The organism is Shouchella patagoniensis (assembly GCF_002019705.1).
In the GTDB taxonomy this organism is placed as follows: domain Bacteria; phylum Bacillota; class Bacilli; order Bacillales; family Bacillaceae_D; genus Shouchella; species Shouchella patagoniensis.
The window spans coordinates 3,712,839-3,733,216 of the sequence record NZ_KV917377.1 but is presented as its reverse complement, the minus strand read 5'-3'; the positions used below and the strand labels follow the sequence as shown (position 1 = coordinate 3,733,216).

Genomic DNA, 20,378 nt, shown 5'->3' with positions numbered 1-20,378 from the left:
TAAACACCTATTTCGTTTCATGAGAAATCCCACTTATAGATGAGTAAGCCTAATTCATCCCCTGCCAGTTTAATTCGTTTTCTTTCTTCTAGCTGTCCTCCACACGCTTCATAAAATGTACTGGCTTTATTCCGTTCCAGCACTTCCACATAGATTCGTTGGCAATCCTGTTTTTTTAATTCGGCAAAGACTCTCTCTAACAACTCCTTGCCAACTCCTAGACCCTGGCATTCTTGCAACAAATAAATGGAAGTTAGATCTCCTATTCTATTTTCCTTTGTCCGGACACTACCATCAGCAAAACCAATAATGTTCCCATTGTCTTCTTCTGCCACATACAGGATGTTTTCTTCCCTGCCAAGGTTTTTTCTCCAAAGCTCTTCTCTTTTTTCATATTTAAGACTATCTAGCATGCTTTGAGCAATCAGTCCTTTATATGTTGTTCGCCAACTATCGACGTGTACTTTAGCAATACCGCGTACATCGTTTTTGGTTGCTTGTCGAATGATCACTCTTCCCCTCCTCTATAGCTCTCTCTTTTCAGGTTTCAACAAATAACGAATCTTTTATTTATGTTCGCAATAACTAATTAAATTCCTTCGTACCCTTCCATCTTTCTCTTGTCAACATAAAAGAAGATCTTTTTTATCAGCTCTCGAACTGATAAAAGAAAGTGAAAGGAGAATAAAAATTGGACTATGTACATTCAGTGAGAAAACAAGTTGGCACCACACCTCTCATTCTTCCAGGAGCCGTTGTTTTAATTATTAATGATAAAAACGAACTACTTTTATAGCATCGACGAGACGGGGGGTGGGGACTTCCAGGTGGATTAATGGAGCTCGGAGAAAGCATGGAAGAAACCGCTCGTCGCGAAGTGAAAGAAGAAACGGGACTAGAAATTGGAGTTTTCACCCCTTATTATAAAGAAGACGACGAGAATTTTATTTAACCTCTCGTCGTCTTCTTTATTAATGTTCTTTTATCTCTGTTTTTCTCTCGTTCCTATTAATAATAAACAAATATAGCAACATGCCAACCAACATAATGAAAGTGCTTGTAAGCAGTTGAGCTTCTTCTGGTAAAGTGGTTTGTCTCATGAGATATTCGGGCAATGTAGCAAGAGCTAGTAGGTCCAAAATGAATCATTGACGCCCAACATGTTTTTTCTAATTTTATTGTGCACAGATGATGATTACATACGCGTTAAGAAGATTGTTTTCCTATTAATATTTCCAAATCAATCGTTACATCTAGCGTTTCTTGCTGAAGAAATGCTTTTCGTTTCTCCTCATCGGATGACCAACCAAGCGGTGTCATCTGTGCAAGGGAAGGCAATTCTTCCTGACTAAGGCGTTTCGTATATGTTAATCGGGTCGTTTTAACATTACTGAAATGCTCTTTAAATAGCGTTACCGTCTGTTCATTGGAATAAAATTGTTTATTCTCATCCGAAAAAAAGAACGCACGTAATTCTTTTAAATAGTATTCATGTGGAACAACCTTTACAACAGTTCCCTCTGGTTTAAGTATTCGTTTAAACTCCTTATAATTGGATGGAGACAAAATAGCCAGGATGACATCTACTGCTTGTTCTGTAAACGGTGATTTTGCTAGGTCGCCCACAATCCATAAAGAATTGACGTATGATTTTGCCGCTTTTACAATTCCTTCCTTTGCGATGTCGAGACCTACACCTTTTAAATTTGGACTTTGTTTCATTAAACTTTCCAAATGAGAGCCTTCTCCACAGCCAACATCCAATAAAATGCCATGTTGATGTTTTAAATTGGTTAATAATTCTTCATGCAAAGAATTGAAAAGATTGCTTTCCATGATGATTTTCTGCCTAGCATCAAATAATTCTGCATCATAATGGCTAGAAATTGTGTTTGTTAACAAATTCAAATACCCTTGTTTTGCAAAATCGTATGTATGTCGATTTTCACAAATCATACTTGCCTCACGCTCTATGTAAACAGGAGCTCCACAATGAGGGCACTGGAAGCTTGATTTTAATTCAGCTGCAAGAGCTGCCGCTTTTTCTCTTTTACTTTTTGACATGTCTTAACACCCCTATTTAGGCTTACTCGTTAGCTGTTCAATGACTTAGCGCTAACCATACAATAAATCCTTATATCTGTAAATTTGGAAATGGCTAATGGAATAAACGTATAAAGAAGGTACTAAAAGCTTTCTATTATTATAGCAATCTGTTAAGATAAGAGGAGGCACATAGCATCGCTTTAATGGAAATGAGGGTCATCTATGCTTGATAATCCAGCGAAATTGTTTATCTCCTTAAAGAAGGATTTAGAAAAAAAGCTGAACCGAGAATTGACACCTATCGAAAAGCTATTTTTGCGAGATATTTCAAAAAAAAATTATGAAACCTAACTACTAATTGAATCAACAAATAACATAAGACGGGTTCTTTCACCCGTCTTGTTTTTGCGTTAAAGAAAAATTAATGCTTTCGCGCGCGGGCCAGCATTTCCTCTTCTTTATGTAAATCAGATTCTGAAATAAGTCGAACGATTCGACATGGATTACCTGCCGCAAATACATTTGCAGGAATGTCTTTTGTTACAACACTACCAGACCCAATCACTGTATTTTCTCCGATTGTTACCCCTCCATTTACAGTTACACTGCCTCCAACCCATACGTTATCACCAATTGTAATTGGTTTTGCATACTCATAATACGTGTTTCTCACTTGTGGATGTAAAGGATGAATCGGCGTATATAAACTCACGTTTGGTCCAATAAAAACATTGTCGCCGATGTTCACTTTCCCGCAATCAAGGACAGTTAAATTAAAGTTAGCAAAAAAGTTATCACCAACTTGTATATTATATCCATAATCACAGAAAAATGGTGGTTCAATTGATTTGTTCTTAGTTGAGGCTCCAAGTAAACGAGATAAAATCTCTTTTCGGAGCTCATCCTCTTCGACCCCAGTCTGATTGTATTTAACCATCATATTCCGCGCATAGCGACGCTCCTCTATAAGCGTCTCATCTTCTGGATGGTATAGATCGCCTCGAAGCATCTTTTCTTTTTCTGTCACAGTTCATTCATCCTCCAAAGGAGTTACTCCATTTTTTATTCGTTTTAATGACCTATTTGTATTACTTCCAAATTGCATTAAACTATTATCTACTAATGAAGAATGTTTTCTCCACTCCTGCACGAAGAATCACTTGCTTTAGTTCCCCATTCACCTTATATGAATTCCACATGCTATTACTCTTGTTCAGTTTGTACTTTTCCACCTTTGGCAAGTAAAAGAAATGCAAGTAATGACGCGCTGCTTGCTAAGAAAATAATCAAGCCCATTGGAACAGCAGTCCCTTCACCAGCAACGCCAACAAGTGGAGCTGTCGCCGCACCTATGACAAACGGAAGTAATCCAAGCAACGCCGACGCACTTCCAGCACGTTTCGCCTGTGTTTCCATCGCTAATGAAAAAGAAGTTGTCCCAACCATTCCAATCATTGAAACAAATAAGAACACTGGAATAACAATTGAAAAGAGTGGACCTTGTAATATCGTCATGACAAGGAGCACACTGCTAGCGACTACAGCTGTTATTAAGCCGACCTTTAGAAATACTCGCTCTGGTATAATACCAGCGTACCTACCTACTAGATGCGTGCCAACAATAATACCTAATCCGTTTACACCAAATAAAATACTAAAAGTTTGTGGACTAACTCCGTATATGCCTTGATAAACAAATGGAGTACCGGAAACATAAGCAAATATCCCACCCATCATCAAACCTTGTGTTAATGCAAATCCCATAAAGACACGATCTTTTAATAAATCTTTAAACGTGTTGAGTGTATGAGCCAGTGTACTCGGTGTTCTCTTTTCCGGTGGTAATGTTTCAGTTAGTTTACTAAATACGACAACTGCCATCACAGCTCCAAGTACGGTAAGGACAATAAAAATCCAATTCCAATTTGCACCAGGTATAAGAAGGATTCCACCACCAAATACTGGAGCAAGAATTGGAGCCAACCCATTAATTAGCATTAACAGCGAAAAGAACTTCGTTAGCTCACGCCCGTTAAATAAATCACGTACAACCGCACGAGATATAACAATTCCTGCCGCCGCAGTAAACCCTTGCATAAACCTTGCCACAATAAGTGTGCCAATATTTGGCGCAAGCGCGCAAGCAAACGAAGCAACTACATACAAACAAATCGATATGAGTAATGGCCTTTTACGACCATTCGCATCACTCAACGGTCCTACAACCATCTGACCAAAACCTAGACCAAGCAAACAAGCTGTCAAACTTAATTGCACTAGAGAGGGTGTTGTCTCTAAGTCTTTTGCAATGTCAGGAAAACTCGGTAAGTACATATCAATTGTTAATGGTCCAAAAGCTGCGAGCAGCCCTAACAATAATGCGAGTCCTAGACGTTTCTTTCCCTTAATTTGTGATTCACTCACATTGATCCCTTCTCTCTCTTATATTGTGACTGAAATCGTTCCCACAATCCATGTAACTTATCTCTTATATAGAATACGTGAATCAGGTGTTTAATCATAGTGGGAAAAAAACTTTTTCAGCCTCATGTTTTCACTTGCTGTACTTCGGGTATGTTAATGTTGTGACTAACTAAAGAGGAGCATAAACGTCGTGTTCGGACTTTTAGATCTATTACAATTACTTATGTCAGCCCTCATTATCCTTCCACTCGTAACCGTCATTCGCGAATCTGGTTATTATTTCACATCTATGTTGCTTGGTGCAAAAAACAAAAAATTGATTGTAGGCAGTGGACCAAAGTTATTTGCTGCACAGACAATTGAAGTGCGGCGTTATTTCTTTATGTTTAGTTGGATGGAATATGAAGAGTTAAATCCTAAAAAGCGATTTTGGCACGGAGTTATCTATGCATCCCCCATTCTTTCTTGCGGAATTATTGCTGTTGCCTTCAATTCAATGCTTGCCGCAAGCATTTTACCTAACAATATGTTTTGGAGCACCTTTATGTTTTATATTTTTTATTTTATGCTCTTTGATATTATTCCCGTCTATTTGCCCGATGGCCAACCAACCAATGGTCGCGCCATTTTTGATTTAATTAAACATGGAGAGCGTTCGGACTTTTTGAAGTCAAATGATGGAGACAAACAGAGTGAAGATGACAATCGCTCCCATACTGATGCCCAAGAAGAAACGATGAAAAACCGCGATAAAGATCGTAGGGAAATGGATAACCACGCTAATCCTGACGAAGATGATCACTCTTCCAATGGCTATACAAAAGAACAAAAAGAAACAATTAAACATAGTGATAGAAAACAAAAACAGTTCAAAGACCATTCACGAAAAAAGAAAGAGTGAGCACTCACTCTCTCTAGCGCATATCCAAATTCCAGAAACAAGCACATTACCAAAAACAAGCGCGGAAAATCCTTCAGGCTTTGCACATATACCAAAATCTAATCGTACGTCTCCGTTTATTGCAACTTTCGGAAAAACTCAATACTTGCAACACCCCCTCTTACTCTCGGTAACTTAGACAAGACACACACTTTACATCCGTTGAACATAATGCGTGTAACAATACAATTCCTCCTTTCCATTAACGCTTTTCTACATATTCTTCTCCCTGCTTTCGACTGATGAGGTTGCCAACATTTATCAGAAGTTGTATTTCTAACAACACAAGCAGGAAGCGCCATCATGAATATTGAAGTATGTATGATAGCTATGGAAAGGTGGGATTTATGATGAACCGAACAGATGTAACAACTCAATTTGATGATAGCGCAAGTTCTTATGACCAACAACGCCAAAAGCTGATTCCATGTTTTGAAGACTTCTATTCCATTCCTATGTCGTTAATTAACACGAACAAAACTAGCCCTTCGTTTTTGGACATAGGCGCTGGAACAGGCCTTCTATCAGCACGCATTTTAAAGGCCTTTCCTGATGCTCATATCACATTGATTGACCTTTCTGCTAAAATGCTAGATGTTGCGCGAAAAAGGTTTTCAGGCAATTCAGCTATTACGTTCATTGAATCAGATTATACAAACTATGCGTTTGCTAAACCATTTGATTTTGTTGTGTCCTCGCTTTCTATTCATCACCTTAGCAATGCGGATAAACAAATACTATTTAAAAGAATCTATCAAACCCTCAACCATGGAGGACGATTTATTAACGCAGACCAAGTGCTTGGCGCTACTCCTGAAATTGATAAATTCTACAAAACAAACTGGATTGAGCAGATTTCTGCAAGCGGTCTTTCAGAATCAGAAATAGCGGCAGCAATTGAACGGACAAAACTTGACCAAATGGCTCCTTTGAATGATCAACTTAATTGGTTAAGCGAAGTAGGGTTTTCAAATGTCAATTGTTTCTATAAACACTTTAACTTCACTATTGTGGCTGGAGAAAAGTAAGATAATAAATTTTTCTTTGTATTCGTAAGGGGCTAGAACTTATTTATAAATAAAAAGAAGACGTGCTTGAGTGTGATAAGCACGTCTTCTTATTCATTCAATTCCATTCCTTATAAAATTGGTTTAGAAACTGTTCCATAAAAAGATGCCGTTCTTCTGCCATCCTTTTACCAGCTTCCGTATTCATCCGTTCTTTTAGTTTAAGCAGCTTTTCATAAAAATGGTGTACTGCCGATGTTTTTCCGTTCCTGTATTCTTCCTTTGTCATATTCTCTCGGACCGGTAGTGAAGGATCATACATTGCGTGGCCTTTAGAACCAGCATATTGAAATGTACGTGCGATGCCAATCGCCCCTAACGCATCCAAACGATCAGCGTCTTGGACGATTTCCGCTTCTAAAGTATGTAATGATTGCCCTTTGCTGAATGAGATTGATTGAATGATTTCTACGATGTGTTTCATTTGTTCTTCATTCACTTCATTTGTGAGGAGCCAGTCTTTAATCATCCTTAAGCCAACTTCTTCACTTTCAACAATCTTATCATCAGCAAGATCATGCATAAGAGCTGCCATTTCAACAATAAACATGTCTGCTTGTTCTTGCTCTGCCATTGCTCTTGCTGCACGTCTAACACGCTCAATATGGTACCAATCATGCCCCGTTGCCTCGCTTGCTAACTGTTCTTTAACCCATGCTTCAGTACGCTTTGTTATGTTCATAACCCTACTCCTTTTTACTTTTTGATGTATGAAGTCCATCTAAGACCGTCGCTTCTTCTCGTTTTAATCGATCAAGGAGTTCAACGACTGTCTCTTGTTTAGCCAACCGTACACCTTGTCCCGTCCACATTGACATATAATCCGTTATCCCAAGTTTACCAGCCTGTTTGCGAATTGGTCCTGTTAATGTATTTTGAACTGGATACGGCAGTGGAGAAACGTCTTCAAATGTATCGATAAATGGATTATGTATGCCCCTTGCAGGCTTTCCACTAAACGCAGATGTGAGCACTACATCCGTTTCTTTAGCGATTGAAATTGCTTGTTTATGTAGTGGATGGGCCCCACTTTCTTTGCACATTAAAAATTGAGTGCCGAGTTGAACCATCTCTGCCCCAAGTGCCTTTGCCGCAAGTGTACCTCTGCCATCCATTATTCCACCGGCTGCAATTAATGGAATTCTACATTGATCTGCCACTTGAGGTATAAGAGCCATCGTACCAACGCAAGCACGATCAAAAGTCGTCGCAAAAGTTCCACGATGGCCCCCCGCTTCAGCACCTTGAACAACAATCGCATCCATGCCAGCTACCTCATTCAAGATTGCTTCTTCGACAGTTGTTGCAGTTCCGATTAAGAAAGTTCCTGTCTCCTTAAATCGCTTCATTAATTCAGTGGAAGGGATACCAAACGTAAAGCTAACGACCGGCACCTCCTCGCTAATTACTACCTCACATTGATCAAAAAAAGCATTCCCATTTGTCAACGGAATCGAGTTGACGCCAAGCTCCTGTTCAATTGGTTTCAAAATGGAACGAACTCTTTCTTCATCATCTACATCATAATGAATGTCTTCAGGTACAAATAGATTTACACCAAAAGGGTGATTGGTTTTTCGTTTGACAGCTTGAATCTCGTTTTTTAATGTTTCTGCTGTTAGATAGCCAGCACCGATCTGTCCTAACCCTCCATGATTACTCACTGCGGCAACAAGCTCTGCAGTTGTAATTCCTCCAGCCATCCCAGCTTGTATATAAGGTGTAGATACTCCTAATCGTTTCATTAACGTCACTAGAAACTCCTCCTTTTATTTAGCTTTCGTGCTTTTTATAATGAGAGTTGTTGGAATGAGAGCTGCTTTTTCTTCAGTGTACCAAGTTTTACTTTTCTTTTGTCCAAATCCGTCACCTGTTTCTTCAATGACCTGTTCTACATGAAACCCTTGCTCACTAAGTGTATTCACATATGTACTCACTTTAAGTTGTTGCATAAAAGCAGTTATTGGCCAGCCAGGATGATTGTAAAAACCTTCATCGTGGTAAGACCCTTGCAACAAGTAGCCATTTTCATTCTTACGCAATAGCGTGAACCATGGATGTTCCCAACTAAAAACAAAACTCCCCCCAGGTTTTAAGTATGTATGAACATTCTTCAAAGTCAAAGCGAGATTCGTAGTCCATCCTAAAGCATAAATAGAGTAAACAATGTCAAAATAATGAGCAGGTAGGCCTGGATTTTGTTCCATTGGCGATTGAAATAGTTTTGCATCAGATTTATTTAAAACACTCTTTGCCGCCCTTATTTGAGCAGAAGATACATCAATCCCCCATAATTCACTTGCGCCTTTACGTTGCATATAAGAAAGTGAATGCCCGCTTCCACAGCCGATATCAAGCACCCTCTTACCTGAAACAGATCCTAGCAGGTTTAACTCCTCTTCCGTCGGTGCTAACGGACCGTACTCCGGAAGCGGATTGCGACCAAAAAAGCGTTCAGCTGCCTGCTCCCAATTCTTTTTATTGCTCTCTACTATTGCATGATCCATCTTCATCCCTCTTTTCTGCATTAAGACCATACATTCCTTACATCTTGCTATAAATCCTTTTTCTCTAAAGAAAAAGCGCAATGCTTTTGCATCACGCTTCGCCACCTATTCATTTTTTTCTTGCTTTGGGATAGTGAAAAATAACTCGGATAAGCACAGCAACCAAATATAGAAAGCTTGCCCATATCCAAATCATTGCAAACTCTTCACTAATCAACAAGCTTACCCCGTAACCGATAATTGGTATCGTAGCCGCAAATGCTGCAATCTTATACAACATTAAATACGTTAACTTTCGGTCCGCAAGCTTTGCCACAGTTAAAGCAATCGCTGCGACTGCTGCTATAAGAGAAAAAACAGATAAAGCAAAAATCGGAAAATAGATAAACAGAAAATAGACTGCAAACATTGGTAAGATTAAATCTGCTATAACACCATCTGATTGAATAAAGGTCTGTACAAACAACGGGATGCAAACGAATGCTATAAGCAAGCCAACGTATAAAAACGGAACTCCAATTCGTTCCCTATTTAAACGAAATACAACTTGTTTTTTGGGCAGTTGCATGCATAGCCAAACCCGGTTAAAAAAATGTTTCATTATTCCAAAGCCCTCTCTTTTATACCTGTCCGTCACGTTACTAGTTTACACTAGGAACGAACACTGTAACAATATCCTAGCGTGCCATCATTTTTTAACAGCAGATATTAACAGAAACATAGGACGGCGATCTTCATCTTTCCATTGCGGCATAAGAGCTGGGGCTCCCGACTCTTCCACCGCAGTAATTTGAAAACCATTGGTAAGCAAGTTTTGCAAATAAGTGGAGATCGTGCGGTGATATTTAATCACATCATTCGCTAGAAAAGATGTGTTGCGCACACCTTCTTCTTTGTACCGATCAATGGGAAAATGTAGTTTATTACCTGCATCATCGTAATACCAGTCTTGCTCTGATCGAGAAGTGAAGATCGGATGTTCAACTGAAAAAACGAAAGTTCCGCCCGGTTTAAGAACATCCTTTACTTTTTTGCATACAGCATCAAAAGATTGGACGTAATGAAAAGCAAGTGAACTTACAACAATATCAAATGAACACTTTGGAAAATCAATTTCTTCAATTGCTCCTTTTGTGTACGTTATTGCCGCATCGCTCGTCATCTTCCTAGCCTCTTGCAACATCTTTTCCGATAAGTCCACACCTATAATCTTTTTAGCCCCTTCTTCTCTAGCATGTCGACAATGCCAACCAAATCCACACCCTAAATCCAATACGCTTTTCCCTACGAAAGGAGGAAGCATCTTCTTCAAAAGTGGCCACTCTCCTGCGCCTTCGAGTCCTTTTTGAGAGCGAGGCATTTCCTTATAGGCTGCAAAGAATGAGTCATAATCATATTTGTTTTGTTTCATGTTTATTCTCCTTTGTAAGTTACTCCTGCATGAAGTCAAATTCCTTTATTCAAGTCATGTTTTTTCATCATTTAGTTCTGTTTAGCTTCATCGGAACAAGGGAATACGTGGAACAACTAAATTTAAAGTAGACAGTTCAATTCGGACAGGAGCGTTGAGGATGGAACATTCATTTGATAAGTCACAACTACTAACCAAACTTCTCGATCGTACAAAAGTTGGTGTACTCGTAACGGACCCGGATCAAAAAGACAATCCAATCGTTTATGCAAATGATGGTTTTTTTCAAATGACCGGTTATTCGGAACCAGAAGTTATGGGGACGAACTGCCGTTTCTTACAAGGTGAAGGCACAGATCCAGAATCTGTGAACAGTCTTAGAACAGCGATTAAAAATGAACAGTCTTGCTCACTTGAAATCCTAAATTACAAGAAAAATGGATCTCCATTTTGGAATGAACTTAATATTGAGTGTGTTTACCTTGAAAATTACAGTTCAAAGTATTTTATTGGCATTCAGAAAGATGTCACGATTCAAAAAGAGATTGAATTTAATTATCTAGACTCCGTTCAACGAATTGAAACGATATCTACTCCAATTGTTCCACTCGTACATGGTGTCGCTGTTATTCCACTCGTTGGAGAAATGGGACATTCCCGGTTTGACCATATGTTTGAAACCGTTACTCAAGAAATTTCCCGTCTCGATCTCGTCACTTTAATCGTGGATGTATCAGGGCTAGAAGAATTTGATGACTATGTTGTGGAAGGGATCTTTCAACTCCGGAATATTTTACAATTAATTGGCACAGAAACGATCATTACCGGTATGTCCCCAGTTCTTGCTAGAAAATCATTATCACTTTCTGGTACAAGCTTAAGAGAAATTAAAAGTGCAAGCTCCGTCAAAGAATTTCTTCGTCATTATTTTAATAAGATTGACCATTTCGCATGAAATTGAATAAAAAAACTCGAAACTTCAGTCTCTTATGTGCGTATCTATGAGTATAATAGATAGATCATGCTAACAATTCTAGGAGGGACGTCACATAATGGATTTTCCTTGGTGGATTCTAATACCACTCGCTGCAATTTTATATCCAGTCATTACTGTTATGGTCACTAATCGCGCAAACTTAAAAGAACTTGAATTACGTCAAGGTATGGGTCCTGAAATCGAGGATGTGGATAAAAAACTCGATGAAGTACTGACAAGGCTTAAACAAATTGAAGAGAGGCTTGATCAAGAAAAGGATTTGAGCTAACAACAAAGACCGTCTACAAAAGATGGTCTTTCTTCGTTATCTCCGTCCATATTGATTTCGTATAAGCGATTTTCATCCCAGCACGTTCCATGTTCTTCTGGCTTGTCGAACCAAAAGCTGCTTGACCAGAAATAAGTCGATATCCTTTTAAGAAAACATGTTCCAAACGGGCTTGAATCAACTCTCGGTGGATTCCCCTGCCTCTATACTCTGGCAGCGTGGCTGCTGAAGCTAATACTGCAATTGATTTGTCTGTAAATACTACCGCGACACCTGCTGGCTCTCCATTCCACTCTGCTATAAAAAACTGCCATTGTTCTTCGTCGCTTAGAACAGAGTTATTCTGCGCAACACCTTCTTGTAAAGAAGTGGGCATGCCAAAACTATTAATGTATATCTCAGCATATAAATCAAACTCGTTCTTCCCTAACTTTCGACAGACTATGCTTTTATTAGTATGCTGTCCCATACACTGATCAATCGATCCATACAACATTGAATGGAAACTCGTTTGACAAAGACTATTTCGAGAAAGTTCGAAACATAATTCTTTAGACACCTGTGCGGGATTTATTACAAACTGCGGCGAGATCTTTTTCGAGTCATAGTGATTAATAATCGTTACTATTTTGTCTATATCATCAATTCCTAGACCTCTGACCGTATTAAAAGCCGGACCAGGCATCATTTTTGCTAAAAATGCTATTGTATTACCAAACGAACAGATTTCTACGCCCATAGGATTTCCCGCAATCTTTTTGAATGCCTGCATTCGTGAACTCAACATCTCCGTTTCGCTTTGCTCTAATTTTACCGCTAAAGCTATCGACATAACGTCATTCATAGGAAATTCCCTTCGCTAATGCCCATTCTTCCGCCCGTCTTATTGTCACATTAATCCAGTCGTCTTTTCCATCTATATACGCAGCAATGTCTCTCACATATGCTTGAGCTAGCTTCTTTTTTAATCGCCCATACACGTGCATCGCGTCAGGATGTTGTTGGAGATAATCTCGGAAAACCAAATGCTTTTTAATGGCAGTATGTCCTTCACTAAAAATATGCACATGATGAGTCCTTGCATCCCCACCTTTTTTGAAAATAACGTCTACCAGCAATCCCATTTTCTCCGCGCGCTTCATAACCAAGCTTCTCTATTGCTGCTGTCTTTTTATCAGCGTCTTCAACACTCTTTAATACAATTAGCAAGTCAATAATTGGTTTTGCCGCCAAACCAGGCACAGAAGTACTACCAATATGATAAATACCAATCATATCTTCTTGAAAGACTTGTTCTAACTTTATCGACTCTTGTTTATATGAATCCTCCCAACTAGGCTGGTAATCAATTACTTCCACTACACGCATTTTCTACCTACCTTCCTTCTCACCAGTTAATTGATAGAAATGGAGTGCTTCTTGGAGGAATCGCTTAGAAAAACCCGTTTTTATATGAAGATGATTCACCCAACTTCGCAAATCTACTTGTGGTTCTTCTACAAATAGCCCCTCAGTTGTGCTTAGAAAACTTTTCCAGTTAAAAAACTCAAAATGCGCTATTTCTTGTTTATACACAACACGGCATTCTAGTAGTGGCTGTGACTTTATATATTGTTGCGAAGCTTCTGCTGCTTTCCAAAACAAATCACGTTCGATTCGTTCCAAGGAGAACGATTGCCTCGAAGACTTTTCGTTTGGTCTTACATAATGAACCTCAATTCGTTCCCCGTCTTTAACTGCTTTGACCTTTGCTGCTGGAAAAAAGCCTCCGTACCATTCACCTGTACTTTTCTCTACTTGAAAAGGCTGTAGCCATTGGTCGCCTAAATCACATAAATAACGGTTTCCTTCTTCGTCTAGAGCAATAACAGCAGCATGGGCGTGTTCGTTATTTAAGTTGTGGCCAATTGGATAAGCATCAATCCCTTGTTGATCAAACGCGTCGAGTAACCATATCGCCAAATCAAAGCAATTACCCGAATTCCCGTACTGCTCCCTATCTTCCTTCATTTGCGTTACAGTCCGTTGCGTTAATTCAATAGCTTTTTGCCGCCGCCACGCTTTTGTTAATGTTTCCATTGGAAAGTTATCAAATTGTTTCCACACATTAGAGATGTAGTCAGGTGCTTTCATTTTCACCTCTCCTTATTCCAATTCGGTCGCTCCACGCTTCTAAAAATACCGCAACCGTTGGAAAGCGCTCTTTTCGATCGTCCTCTACCGCCTTTACAGCGACTTCATATAACGGCTCACTTGCTTCCCACTTTGCCAATGAACGATCCTTCTCACCACCAAGTAAGACAAACGCTGCCGCACCCATCGCATAAACATTTGTCCTTTCGTCGATTACCGCACCTCTTACAAACTCTTCAGGCGACATAAACCGTGAGGATCCCCACATCCGCCCCATTTCATTGATATATGTTTTTTGCTGTATACATCAATGTCACAAATCGTTGTTGTATTTGTCAGAAAATCGTATAGAATACTACCATCATAAAAGTCGATTGCGACATAGCCCTGTCGCTCAACATGCTTATGGAAATCAAAAATGGCAGTTAAAACCTCTATCCTCTTTTCAATTGGTAGTTGCTTAAATTTGTAGAATGGAGAATCTGAGTGCGTATATTTCTCTGGTGGCGGAAAAGACCAATGGGAGTGAAGACACTCTCCTTCTACCCAGTCAAACACAAGTGCATATCCGTGAGCGGTTTCAAAATGCTGGTTCAAATGTACGAGTGTTGGGTGAGTTAAATCTTTATAAACAGTAACTGACTCATTAAGACGCTTGATTGCATCATTTCTTTCCCCTTCATAATAAAGAGTTTCCGCACCTGCGTACTTCACAAACTTTCTCCCAACTGAAGTCTGTACACCAAAACTGATATTTCCGGAATCTTGCTGATCAAACACAGCAAATACGTCACCCATTTGCTCTAGCCAATTGAAGTCATGCTTTGTTTTAAGCGTACACGTTTGTGAACCAACCTGTTGCACAACCTTCGTTTTCCCCATCAGAAGCCTCCTTTTTTCAAATCAATCCAAAAGCGTTTTACTTGTACACCACCGTCTACCTTTGATTCCGTTTGCTTGCCACCATTTTTAACAATCACTCGCTCCGATGCAACATTATCCTCATCGCAACAAACCAACGCTCGAGATATGCCTAATGCTCGGACTTTTTCAAACGAACATGTTAGCATTTCTGTCGCATACCCTTTGCCACGAGCAGTTGGACGTATACCGTATCCAATGTGGCCACCAGTTTCAAAAAGTTTATCTGTTAGCTTATGACGAATATTAATGACGCCAACCACGGTTCCTGACTCTAACTCTACTGCCCAATAGGTAGAGTGAGGAACACCAAGCGTTGTTTGTTCCTTTGTATGACTGTGTAAATAAGCAAGCATCTCATTAAAATCGGTCGGTGCATGTCTCACAACAAATGGAGTTAGCTTCCTCTTTATTCCCATTTAACAACGTACATCTAAGTCCAATACGAGTGCTTTCACTATTCACACCATCCCATCAGACATTTTCAAGTGCTACGCTAGAAACGTATTTACAAAAACAATCTGCTATTTATTCAAAGTTATTATGTTGCTGCACTTTGCTCGTGCTTATGCTTTGTCATATAACCTCTGTTGTGATTTTTTAGCACTCCAACTTACTGCCTCCATTCATGCGTTGCCATCCGGATTTTTAAGTGGTGCTCCTGAAGCAATATGCCAGTGTAGATGCTTTGAGTCTTGATAGTTACCAAGATTCGTTAATACTCGACATGCACCATGTTCTTCTGTTACTTGTTTTGCTACTGTTTTTATAACGGTCATTAGTTCTAGCAACAACACATTGTCTTCTTCTTCAAGTGTAAGAAGTGAAGGAATATGACGTTTTGGAATAGCAACAATATGAACAGGATAAAAGGGTTTCGTATGGTAATAAGCAAGAACATTTTCAGTTTCCATTACTTTATTCACTCTTGTTTTTCCACTTAATACTTCGTCACAATAAAAGTCTTCTGTCATTTGTCTTCCTCCTCAATCATGCACTTTAAGAGAAACGCCTTTTTCTGCTTTTACTTTAGCTGCTTCGTTCATAAGTCGAATTCGTTTAGAGAGTGTTGATGCTGGAACTAGACTTCCATCCTTAACTATGGAAGGATTAATAAGACGGACTTTTGTTTTACGATGGATATGAGATTCTTCCAGTGTTTCTTCAACTTGCACACTCGTAGAGAGTTCATTAAGTAGAGTTTGTATTTCATGATCATCAGAAGTTGATAGCTGTGCTATAAGTTGATTGTCTTCTTTTAAGAAATCGTCTTTCGATATAACTTCTATAGCCAATGCTCTTTTTAAAACAAGAGCTAGGCGATCATATCCGTAAATATTTAACGGGTCCATAAAAAAACCAATAACTTCTTTATAATACGTTTCTACAAACCATTCGGCAGCAAAGAGGTCTGTACAGAACATCCGTCCATTTACTACTGCCAACTGTGCTAGAAACCAATGGACTTCTTCAAGCGTAATTTTTCCATATGTATACATATCTCGTAGTGTATAATCAACTCGATCAGCGCATAGTTCTGGAGCAGACTGCTCCAATAAGGTCCACTTTGAATCATCTAATAAGAGTTTCTTCCAATCCATTCCCTCTTGCCGCAATATAGTTGGGATACTAGAACTAGCAACCATTTGCTCATAAATAAATTCATGATAATCTTCATTTTTATGGTCAAATACAAGATCACTCACATGGGAAAAAGCAGTATGAGAAACATCATGCAACAGGCTAGCAATTTGCTCTTCTTCAGTTCCACCAAGCTTTTTAACAAGCATCATGACACCGACTGAATGATCAAACCTCGTCACATTCCAAGTTGGATTCACTAAATAACTAGCTCCTCCTTGATGGATCCCTTTTAATCGTTGGACCAGCTGACTATTCATTAACTCACCCAACACTCCACTCAATTTAACTGTTCCATAGATCTCATCGCAAATCCTCATTTTTATTGCTCCTTTCATTAAAACGGTGGAGGGGTAATATCATTTAATCGAGCAATGATTGCTAGTTGACCGACATGATAGATTTCATGGGAATACAGATGGTTAAAAAGCCATTTAACCGTAGGAGGAGAGGGCGGTTTCCATCCATCTCCAAACTCTGGTACTTCAATTAACGTATCCATCTCACTTGGTGATTGGTTTATAAACAATTGATCACTATACGTTCGGATATCAGTATATGCTTTTAGTATTTCTGCTGGTTTGCTTTTCTCATGGAGGTTTACTATACTTGGTTTTTTCAACCAGACTTCATTAATCCAATAATCCTCTGAATCAACAATATGAGCAATGATCCAGGCGATATTCTTTGGATAATAAACGGTTTGTTTAAACCATTCTTCTTCTGAGAGATTTACTAAATAAGGAAGTAGAATTTTTCTACAGTCATTTCTATACATATACATAACACCACTCCTTTTGCCTATCTATTCCCTTCTTATAAGATTACGCGTATACTTATTGTTAAACGATTTATAAGGGGTTTTGTTATGAAATACTATATTGCCTCAAGTTTCGCAAATATTGCTCGTGTTCGTTCGCTTAATCAGAGACTCAGCGCGATAGGACATTCCGTAACATATGATTGGACCAAAAATGAGCGCACCACATCAATTGCAGAACTGAGTCGTATTGCACAGCTTGAAAAAGCAGCTGTAATCGAATCGGACGTCTTCATTATGCTCCTTCCAGCTGGAAGAGGAAGCCATATCGAATATGGGATGGCATTGGCAAGTAACAAACCTATTATTCTCTATTCTCCTCGAGACGAAGTTTTAGACACAACGTTCTACCACATGCCGAATGTACAAATTATTACTGGTAATGAAAAAAACTTATTAGGAGCGATTGTCGCTACAGTAAAGTAGTTACATCAGATAATTTCGAACAATTCGCCCAACTGGTTTGTTTGCGAAATAAGCTTTCATTTCTTCATTTATCCCTACATTCGTTAAATGTTGTTTTAGTAGCTCGGCTTTCTTTGGCCGATTCATTAATGTATATGCAACATACCAGGCCTCTGGAGTGCTTAAATTCAACTCATTCCACCTATGACACACGATTGAAGGGATTAAACAAATCCCTTCTTCGGAATAGAGGGAAAACCCGCCAATTACTTCGATTTCTTCCCCGCCTACAGAAAGTTCCAGTAAGTATGTACTAGCAAACGGGTAGCCCCCAAGCCTTTTCTCACTCACATCAAAAGGCTCAAGGGCACGAATGACTTCTTCTTTGTTTGCATCTGTCGTAAGATCAAAATCATTTACAATACTTACTAGATTAAGAGCATAAAGAAGACCACTTCCACCAAATGTGTAACGAATGTCCTTCTGTTCAAGGACTTTTGTAACTCTTCTTAATACTTTTAATCGGTCTTCCATGAAACTCCTCCTCTTTACTCTTTTAACCTCTTACTGATTACTTCCACAATTTCCTTCGGCCTTACATCGATGTCTCTTAATTGATCGATTTCAAGCCAAACTGGTTCATACGTTCCTTTATTCCGGTCTGAATAAACAAACTCTTCACCTTGTCCTGTCCCAAATATACCTGCTTGGATCGTTGCACTAAAAAAATACTGTTTTCCATTAAAATCAATCGTCGCTATACATTTATTTAAATTAACGTGAACTCCTAGTTCTTCAAATGCTTCTCTTCTTGCTGCTTCCTCTAAGCTCTCTCCTTCTTCAACTCCACCCCCTGGAAACACATAATACGTTTCATTTCTAAGTTCCCGCTTAATTAAAGCAACTTTGCTCTTTTTAGTCAGAACGACGGAACTCCTTGATCGATCCGTTAGTGACCGTTCAAAATGTACAAACTGTTGCATTTGTCCTTTCCACTCAAATGGCTTCTCTTCAACTGCCATTCTCACAAAACCATTACATTCTAATACTTTTTGTGAACCAATGTTAGCTGTTGTGGTTTTAGCAACAAGCTTTCTTAAACCTGGAATCGTCCTTGCTTCAGAGATAGCAAGTGAAAGTGCCTGCTTAGCCACTCCATTTCCCGTAAAACGTTCACCTACTCTGTAACCAAGGTCTGCACTCTCATTGCTAATTACAAGATTTATCCGCCCAACAATGCCTGTTTCATCCTTTATTAAATAATATGCACCAGCTTGTTTTTCCTGTTCTTTTAGTAAAACATCAAGTCGTTTTAGAAATATCGGAAAGTTGTAATAGTCGTCGCCTCGTCCTGGTACCATCTTTTCGAAATAGGAACGGTTCTCTACTTCAAATGCAAATAATGCATCCGCATCCCCCTTATCTAATTGAACAAGCATGACACTACGTTGCTTCGGACGTAAATAATCGATTCTTTTTTGATCAATTTGAATACTCGGTTCATGTATTGTTATCAGCTTAATCAAGTCTTTTACTAATGTTTCTAAGATTGGCAAACCCTCTGCCGGGTGACTCAAAATTACTTTTTCCATTCGTTCAGTAAAACGTTCAGGCTTTATGTACATCGTTTCAACACATTTTTTTTGCCACTTGTATAATGGATGTTGAAGATAAACTCTATTTAAACCAAATAGTTGTGCTAAGACCTTCGACTGTACTGACTGCATAACTGCGCGCAACATAAACCAATCGCCTCGAAAAAGAAGCGCTTCTCGATTACTCCAGGAATTCCCTAAATTAATATGGTTGGCAACCATATTATTTCCTAACTGACCTGGATAAGCAATTGCTTTTTTGTGTAAGTATTCAAAAACATCCCCTCCATAAAGCGACTTTCCAGTGACTAGCAAAGAAGCAATCATTTGTTTATTCACATCATCATCAAAATCATCCACTACATCTTTCAACCAGTCAGTTATCGTGCTTGTTAAAAAACTGCTAATTTCCAGTTTTATCCCTTCAGTGACATATGCTTCTGACCATTCTTCTTCCTCAAAAGCCTCAAATGATAGAATCTTACCGTCTACTGCTTGAATTGGCTTTTTTCTATCTTCATCTGCTGGGGCCTCCGTCCACAGTACAAGTAGCTCAATATCTGAATAAGAATCTTCCCAGCCTTTTGCGACCGATCCTCCTAAAATAACAGCTTCTACTTTATCGTTTTTTCCATAATAGGTTGCTAGTTGTGCAGCCACTTGTTGTAAGTGCATTGTTATATGCTCCGTTCTTTATTCAAATTCCCAAAAGAAAGCTTCTTCTTTTTGTTTCAGGCATTCTTTCAACTCAACTTGAAACAGTTTATTGTTCATTTTTTCGAGTGCATCATCTAATTCAAAAAGCCCGCATCAATACTTTCAGACGACAGACAAAGGTTCCCTTCAACAGAACGCGCGATCCACCATATATGTACAAATTGCTTGCTCTTTTCTTATGACACACCCAAGATACGTTCCACTTTAATATGAATTCCTGTTTCTTCCCATACCTCCCGAGAAACGGCGTCTTTTACAGACTCTACAGTTCAACCATACCCCCAGGCAATTCCCATCTTCGCACTGGATCTTTTTTCAAAAGAATGTTTTCGTCTTTGTCTAAAACCAAAGCACCCGCCGTTACAATCCAAGACTTTATCACATACCTCCACATCACCATCTTGCTTCTATCATACAAGAAAAATCAAAATAATTACACTTGTCTGTTGACATTACGTGTTGTACACTCTATGCTCAACATATACT

Annotated in this window: 24 protein-coding genes and 2 pseudogenes; 6 read left to right on the top strand and 20 right to left on the bottom strand. The window is 39.0% G+C overall.

All coding sequences use genetic code 11. The features are described 5' to 3' along the window. Nucleotides 1-17 precede the first annotated feature (17 nt). The gene (locus BK584_RS19400) at nt 18-512 is read right to left on the bottom strand and encodes a GNAT family N-acetyltransferase (RefSeq protein WP_078394107.1); all 495 of its coding nucleotides are present in this window, start codon (nt 510-512) and stop codon (nt 18-20) included. A 179-nt stretch (nt 513-691) separates the two neighbouring features. Between BK584_RS19400 and BK584_RS19395 the strand changes: the two are divergent. Beyond that, a pseudogene (locus BK584_RS19395) lies at nt 692-907 on the top strand (NUDIX domain-containing protein); the annotation flags it as partial. Nucleotides 908-1,206: 299 nt separating this feature from the next. Here BK584_RS19395 and BK584_RS19390 read toward each other — a convergent pair. From BK584_RS19390 to BK584_RS19380, 3 genes are all read right to left on the bottom strand, one after another. Continuing rightward, a complete protein-coding gene (locus BK584_RS19390) occupies nt 1,207-2,064 on the bottom strand; it encodes a putative RNA methyltransferase (protein WP_078394106.1) in 858 nt (285 codons plus the stop codon). A 403-nt stretch (nt 2,065-2,467) separates the two neighbouring features. Continuing rightward, the gene (locus tag BK584_RS19385) at nt 2,468-3,073 is read right to left on the bottom strand and encodes a sugar O-acetyltransferase (RefSeq protein ID WP_281255767.1); all 606 of its coding nucleotides are present in this window, start codon (nt 3,071-3,073) and stop codon (nt 2,468-2,470) included. A gap of 176 nt (nt 3,074-3,249) precedes the next feature. Further along, nucleotides 3,250-4,470 (bottom strand): multidrug effflux MFS transporter, encoded by a 1,221-nt coding sequence (locus BK584_RS19380; protein ID WP_078394105.1) that lies wholly within the window; start codon nt 4,468-4,470, stop codon nt 3,250-3,252. Between the two features lie 190 nt (nt 4,471-4,660). Between BK584_RS19380 and BK584_RS19375 the strand changes: the two genes are divergently transcribed. Further along, nucleotides 4,661-5,371 (top strand): hypothetical protein, encoded by a 711-nt coding sequence (locus BK584_RS19375; protein WP_180320518.1) that lies wholly within the window; start codon nt 4,661-4,663, stop codon nt 5,369-5,371. 389 nt (nt 5,372-5,760) lie between these two features. Beyond that, on the top strand, nt 5,761-6,438 hold the full coding sequence (locus tag BK584_RS19370) for a class I SAM-dependent methyltransferase (RefSeq protein ID WP_139365713.1): 678 nt from the start codon (nt 5,761-5,763) through the stop codon (nt 6,436-6,438). A 97-nt stretch (nt 6,439-6,535) separates the two neighbouring features. On the opposite strand, the gene BK584_RS19365 is transcribed toward BK584_RS19370, so the two are convergent. From BK584_RS19365 to BK584_RS19345, 5 genes are all read right to left on the bottom strand, one after another. Further along, nucleotides 6,536-7,159 carry an HD domain-containing protein gene (locus BK584_RS19365; RefSeq protein WP_078394103.1) on the bottom strand — a complete coding sequence of 208 codons (624 nt, stop codon included), beginning with the start codon at nt 7,157-7,159 and terminating at the stop codon, nt 6,536-6,538. Between the two features lie 4 nt (nt 7,160-7,163). Continuing rightward, nucleotides 7,164-8,222 carry an NAD(P)H-dependent flavin oxidoreductase gene (locus BK584_RS19360; RefSeq protein WP_078395750.1) on the bottom strand — a complete coding sequence of 353 codons (1,059 nt, stop codon included), beginning with the start codon at nt 8,220-8,222 and terminating at the stop codon, nt 7,164-7,166. Between the two features lie 24 nt (nt 8,223-8,246). Next, nucleotides 8,247-8,984, bottom strand: coding sequence for a class I SAM-dependent methyltransferase (locus BK584_RS19355; RefSeq protein WP_078394102.1), 738 nt, complete (start codon nt 8,982-8,984; stop codon nt 8,247-8,249). 109 nt (nt 8,985-9,093) lie between these two features. Continuing rightward, nucleotides 9,094-9,585, bottom strand: a complete 492-nt coding sequence (locus BK584_RS19350; protein WP_078394101.1) for a hypothetical protein — start codon at nt 9,583-9,585, stop codon at nt 9,094-9,096. 87 nt (nt 9,586-9,672) lie between these two features. Beyond that, complete coding sequence (locus tag BK584_RS19345) at nt 9,673-10,395, bottom strand: class I SAM-dependent methyltransferase (RefSeq protein ID WP_078394100.1); 723 nt, start codon at nt 10,393-10,395, stop codon at nt 9,673-9,675. A gap of 160 nt (nt 10,396-10,555) precedes the next feature. On the opposite strand from BK584_RS19345, the gene ytvA reads away from it, so the two are divergent. Then, a complete protein-coding gene (gene ytvA / locus BK584_RS19340; RefSeq protein ID WP_078394099.1) occupies nt 10,556-11,350 on the top strand; it encodes a YtvA family blue-light photoreceptor in 795 nt (264 codons plus the stop codon). 97 nt (nt 11,351-11,447) lie between these two features. Further along, on the top strand, nt 11,448-11,660 hold the full coding sequence (locus tag BK584_RS19335) for a hypothetical protein (protein WP_078394098.1): 213 nt from the start codon (nt 11,448-11,450) through the stop codon (nt 11,658-11,660). A 13-nt stretch (nt 11,661-11,673) separates the two neighbouring features. On the opposite strand, the gene BK584_RS19330 is transcribed toward BK584_RS19335, so the two are convergent. The 9 genes and pseudogenes from BK584_RS19330 to BK584_RS19295 all read right to left on the bottom strand — a co-directional run bounded on the left by BK584_RS19330 (nt 11,674) and on the right by BK584_RS19295 (nt 17,139). Next, nucleotides 11,674-12,504 carry a GNAT family N-acetyltransferase gene (locus BK584_RS19330; RefSeq protein ID WP_078394097.1) on the bottom strand — a complete coding sequence of 277 codons (831 nt, stop codon included), beginning with the start codon at nt 12,502-12,504 and terminating at the stop codon, nt 11,674-11,676. Then, nucleotides 12,497-12,727 (bottom strand): GrpB family protein, encoded by a 231-nt coding sequence (locus BK584_RS25425; RefSeq protein ID WP_281255766.1) that lies wholly within the window; start codon nt 12,725-12,727, stop codon nt 12,497-12,499. Before BK584_RS25425 ends, BK584_RS19330 begins: the two co-directional genes overlap by 8 nt. Beyond that, complete coding sequence (locus tag BK584_RS25420; protein WP_281255765.1) at nt 12,714-13,028, bottom strand: GrpB family protein; 315 nt, start codon at nt 13,026-13,028, stop codon at nt 12,714-12,716. The genes BK584_RS25425 and BK584_RS25420 overlap by 14 nt, the downstream gene beginning before the upstream one ends. Nucleotides 13,029-13,031: 3 nt before the next feature. Beyond that, nucleotides 13,032-13,793 carry a hypothetical protein gene (locus tag BK584_RS19320; RefSeq protein ID WP_078394096.1) on the bottom strand — a complete coding sequence of 254 codons (762 nt, stop codon included), beginning with the start codon at nt 13,791-13,793 and terminating at the stop codon, nt 13,032-13,034. Next, nucleotides 13,780-14,675 (bottom strand): annotated as a pseudogene (locus BK584_RS19315) (serine/threonine-protein kinase). The gene BK584_RS19320 and the pseudogene BK584_RS19315 overlap by 14 nt, the downstream one beginning before the upstream one ends. After that, on the bottom strand, nt 14,675-15,133 hold the full coding sequence (locus BK584_RS19310) for a GNAT family N-acetyltransferase (RefSeq protein ID WP_078394095.1): 459 nt from the start codon (nt 15,131-15,133) through the stop codon (nt 14,675-14,677). Before BK584_RS19310 ends, BK584_RS19315 begins: the two are co-directional and overlap by 1 nt. 207 nt (nt 15,134-15,340) lie before the next feature. After that, a complete protein-coding gene (locus BK584_RS19305; protein ID WP_078394094.1) occupies nt 15,341-15,688 on the bottom strand; it encodes an HIT domain-containing protein in 348 nt (115 codons plus the stop codon). 12 nt (nt 15,689-15,700) lie between these two features. Further along, the gene (locus tag BK584_RS19300; RefSeq protein ID WP_078394093.1) at nt 15,701-16,675 is read right to left on the bottom strand and encodes an HD domain-containing protein; all 975 of its coding nucleotides are present in this window, start codon (nt 16,673-16,675) and stop codon (nt 15,701-15,703) included. A gap of 17 nt (nt 16,676-16,692) precedes the next feature. Beyond that, on the bottom strand, nt 16,693-17,139 hold the full coding sequence (locus tag BK584_RS19295; RefSeq protein ID WP_078394092.1) for a DinB family protein: 447 nt from the start codon (nt 17,137-17,139) through the stop codon (nt 16,693-16,695). An 84-nt stretch (nt 17,140-17,223) separates the two neighbouring features. Between BK584_RS19295 and BK584_RS19290 the strand changes: the two genes are divergently transcribed. Beyond that, the gene (locus tag BK584_RS19290) at nt 17,224-17,601 is read left to right on the top strand and encodes a TIR domain-containing protein (protein WP_078394091.1); all 378 of its coding nucleotides are present in this window, start codon (nt 17,224-17,226) and stop codon (nt 17,599-17,601) included. Here the strand turns inward: BK584_RS19290 and BK584_RS19285 are convergent, their stop codons facing one another. Both BK584_RS19285 and BK584_RS25640 read right to left on the bottom strand, forming a co-directional pair. Next, nucleotides 17,602-18,114: a hypothetical protein gene (locus tag BK584_RS19285; protein WP_078394090.1), complete on the bottom strand. Its 513-nt coding sequence runs from the start codon at nt 18,112-18,114 to the stop codon at nt 17,602-17,604. Between the two features lie 14 nt (nt 18,115-18,128). Continuing rightward, complete coding sequence (locus BK584_RS25640; RefSeq protein ID WP_078394089.1) at nt 18,129-19,850, bottom strand: GNAT family N-acetyltransferase; 1,722 nt, start codon at nt 19,848-19,850, stop codon at nt 18,129-18,131. Nucleotides 19,851-20,378: the final 528 nt, after the last annotated feature.

Coding starts and splice junctions, on each gene's coding strand:
- BK584_RS19390 (WP_078394106.1), bottom strand. CDS start 2,064: ATGTCAAAAAGTAAAAGAGAAAAAGCGGCAGCTCTTGCAGCTGAATTA.
- BK584_RS19370 (WP_139365713.1), top strand. CDS start 5,761: ATGAACCGAACAGATGTAACAACTCAATTTGATGATAGCGCAAGTTCT.
- BK584_RS19365 (WP_078394103.1), bottom strand. CDS start 7,159: ATGAACATAACAAAGCGTACTGAAGCATGGGTTAAAGAACAGTTAGCA.
- BK584_RS19360 (WP_078395750.1), bottom strand. CDS start 8,222: ATGAAACGATTAGGAGTATCTACACCTTATATACAAGCTGGGATGGCT.
- BK584_RS19355 (WP_078394102.1), bottom strand. CDS start 8,984: ATGGATCATGCAATAGTAGAGAGCAATAAAAAGAATTGGGAGCAGGCA.
- BK584_RS19350 (WP_078394101.1), bottom strand. CDS start 9,585: ATGAAACATTTTTTTAACCGGGTTTGGCTATGCATGCAACTGCCCAAA.
- BK584_RS19345 (WP_078394100.1), bottom strand. CDS start 10,395: ATGAAACAAAACAAATATGATTATGACTCATTCTTTGCAGCCTATAAG.
- ytvA (WP_078394099.1), top strand. CDS start 10,556: ATGGAACATTCATTTGATAAGTCACAACTACTAACCAAACTTCTCGAT.
- BK584_RS19335 (WP_078394098.1), top strand. CDS start 11,448: ATGGATTTTCCTTGGTGGATTCTAATACCACTCGCTGCAATTTTATAT.
- BK584_RS19330 (WP_078394097.1), bottom strand. CDS start 12,504: ATGAATGACGTTATGTCGATAGCTTTAGCGGTAAAATTAGAGCAAAGC.
- BK584_RS25420 (WP_281255765.1), bottom strand. CDS start 13,028: ATGCGTGTAGTGGAAGTAATTGATTACCAGCCTAGTTGGGAGGATTCA.
- BK584_RS19320 (WP_078394096.1), bottom strand. CDS start 13,793: ATGAAAGCACCTGACTACATCTCTAATGTGTGGAAACAATTTGATAAC.
- BK584_RS19310 (WP_078394095.1), bottom strand. CDS start 15,133: ATGGGAATAAAGAGGAAGCTAACTCCATTTGTTGTGAGACATGCACCG.
- BK584_RS19305 (WP_078394094.1), bottom strand. CDS start 15,688: ATGACAGAAGACTTTTATTGTGACGAAGTATTAAGTGGAAAAACAAGA.
- BK584_RS19300 (WP_078394093.1), bottom strand. CDS start 16,675: ATGAGGATTTGCGATGAGATCTATGGAACAGTTAAATTGAGTGGAGTG.
- BK584_RS19295 (WP_078394092.1), bottom strand. CDS start 17,139: ATGTATATGTATAGAAATGACTGTAGAAAAATTCTACTTCCTTATTTA.
- BK584_RS19290 (WP_078394091.1), top strand. CDS start 17,224: ATGAAATACTATATTGCCTCAAGTTTCGCAAATATTGCTCGTGTTCGT.
- BK584_RS19285 (WP_078394090.1), bottom strand. CDS start 18,114: ATGGAAGACCGATTAAAAGTATTAAGAAGAGTTACAAAAGTCCTTGAA.
- BK584_RS25640 (WP_078394089.1), bottom strand. CDS start 19,850: ATGCACTTACAACAAGTGGCTGCACAACTAGCAACCTATTATGGAAAA.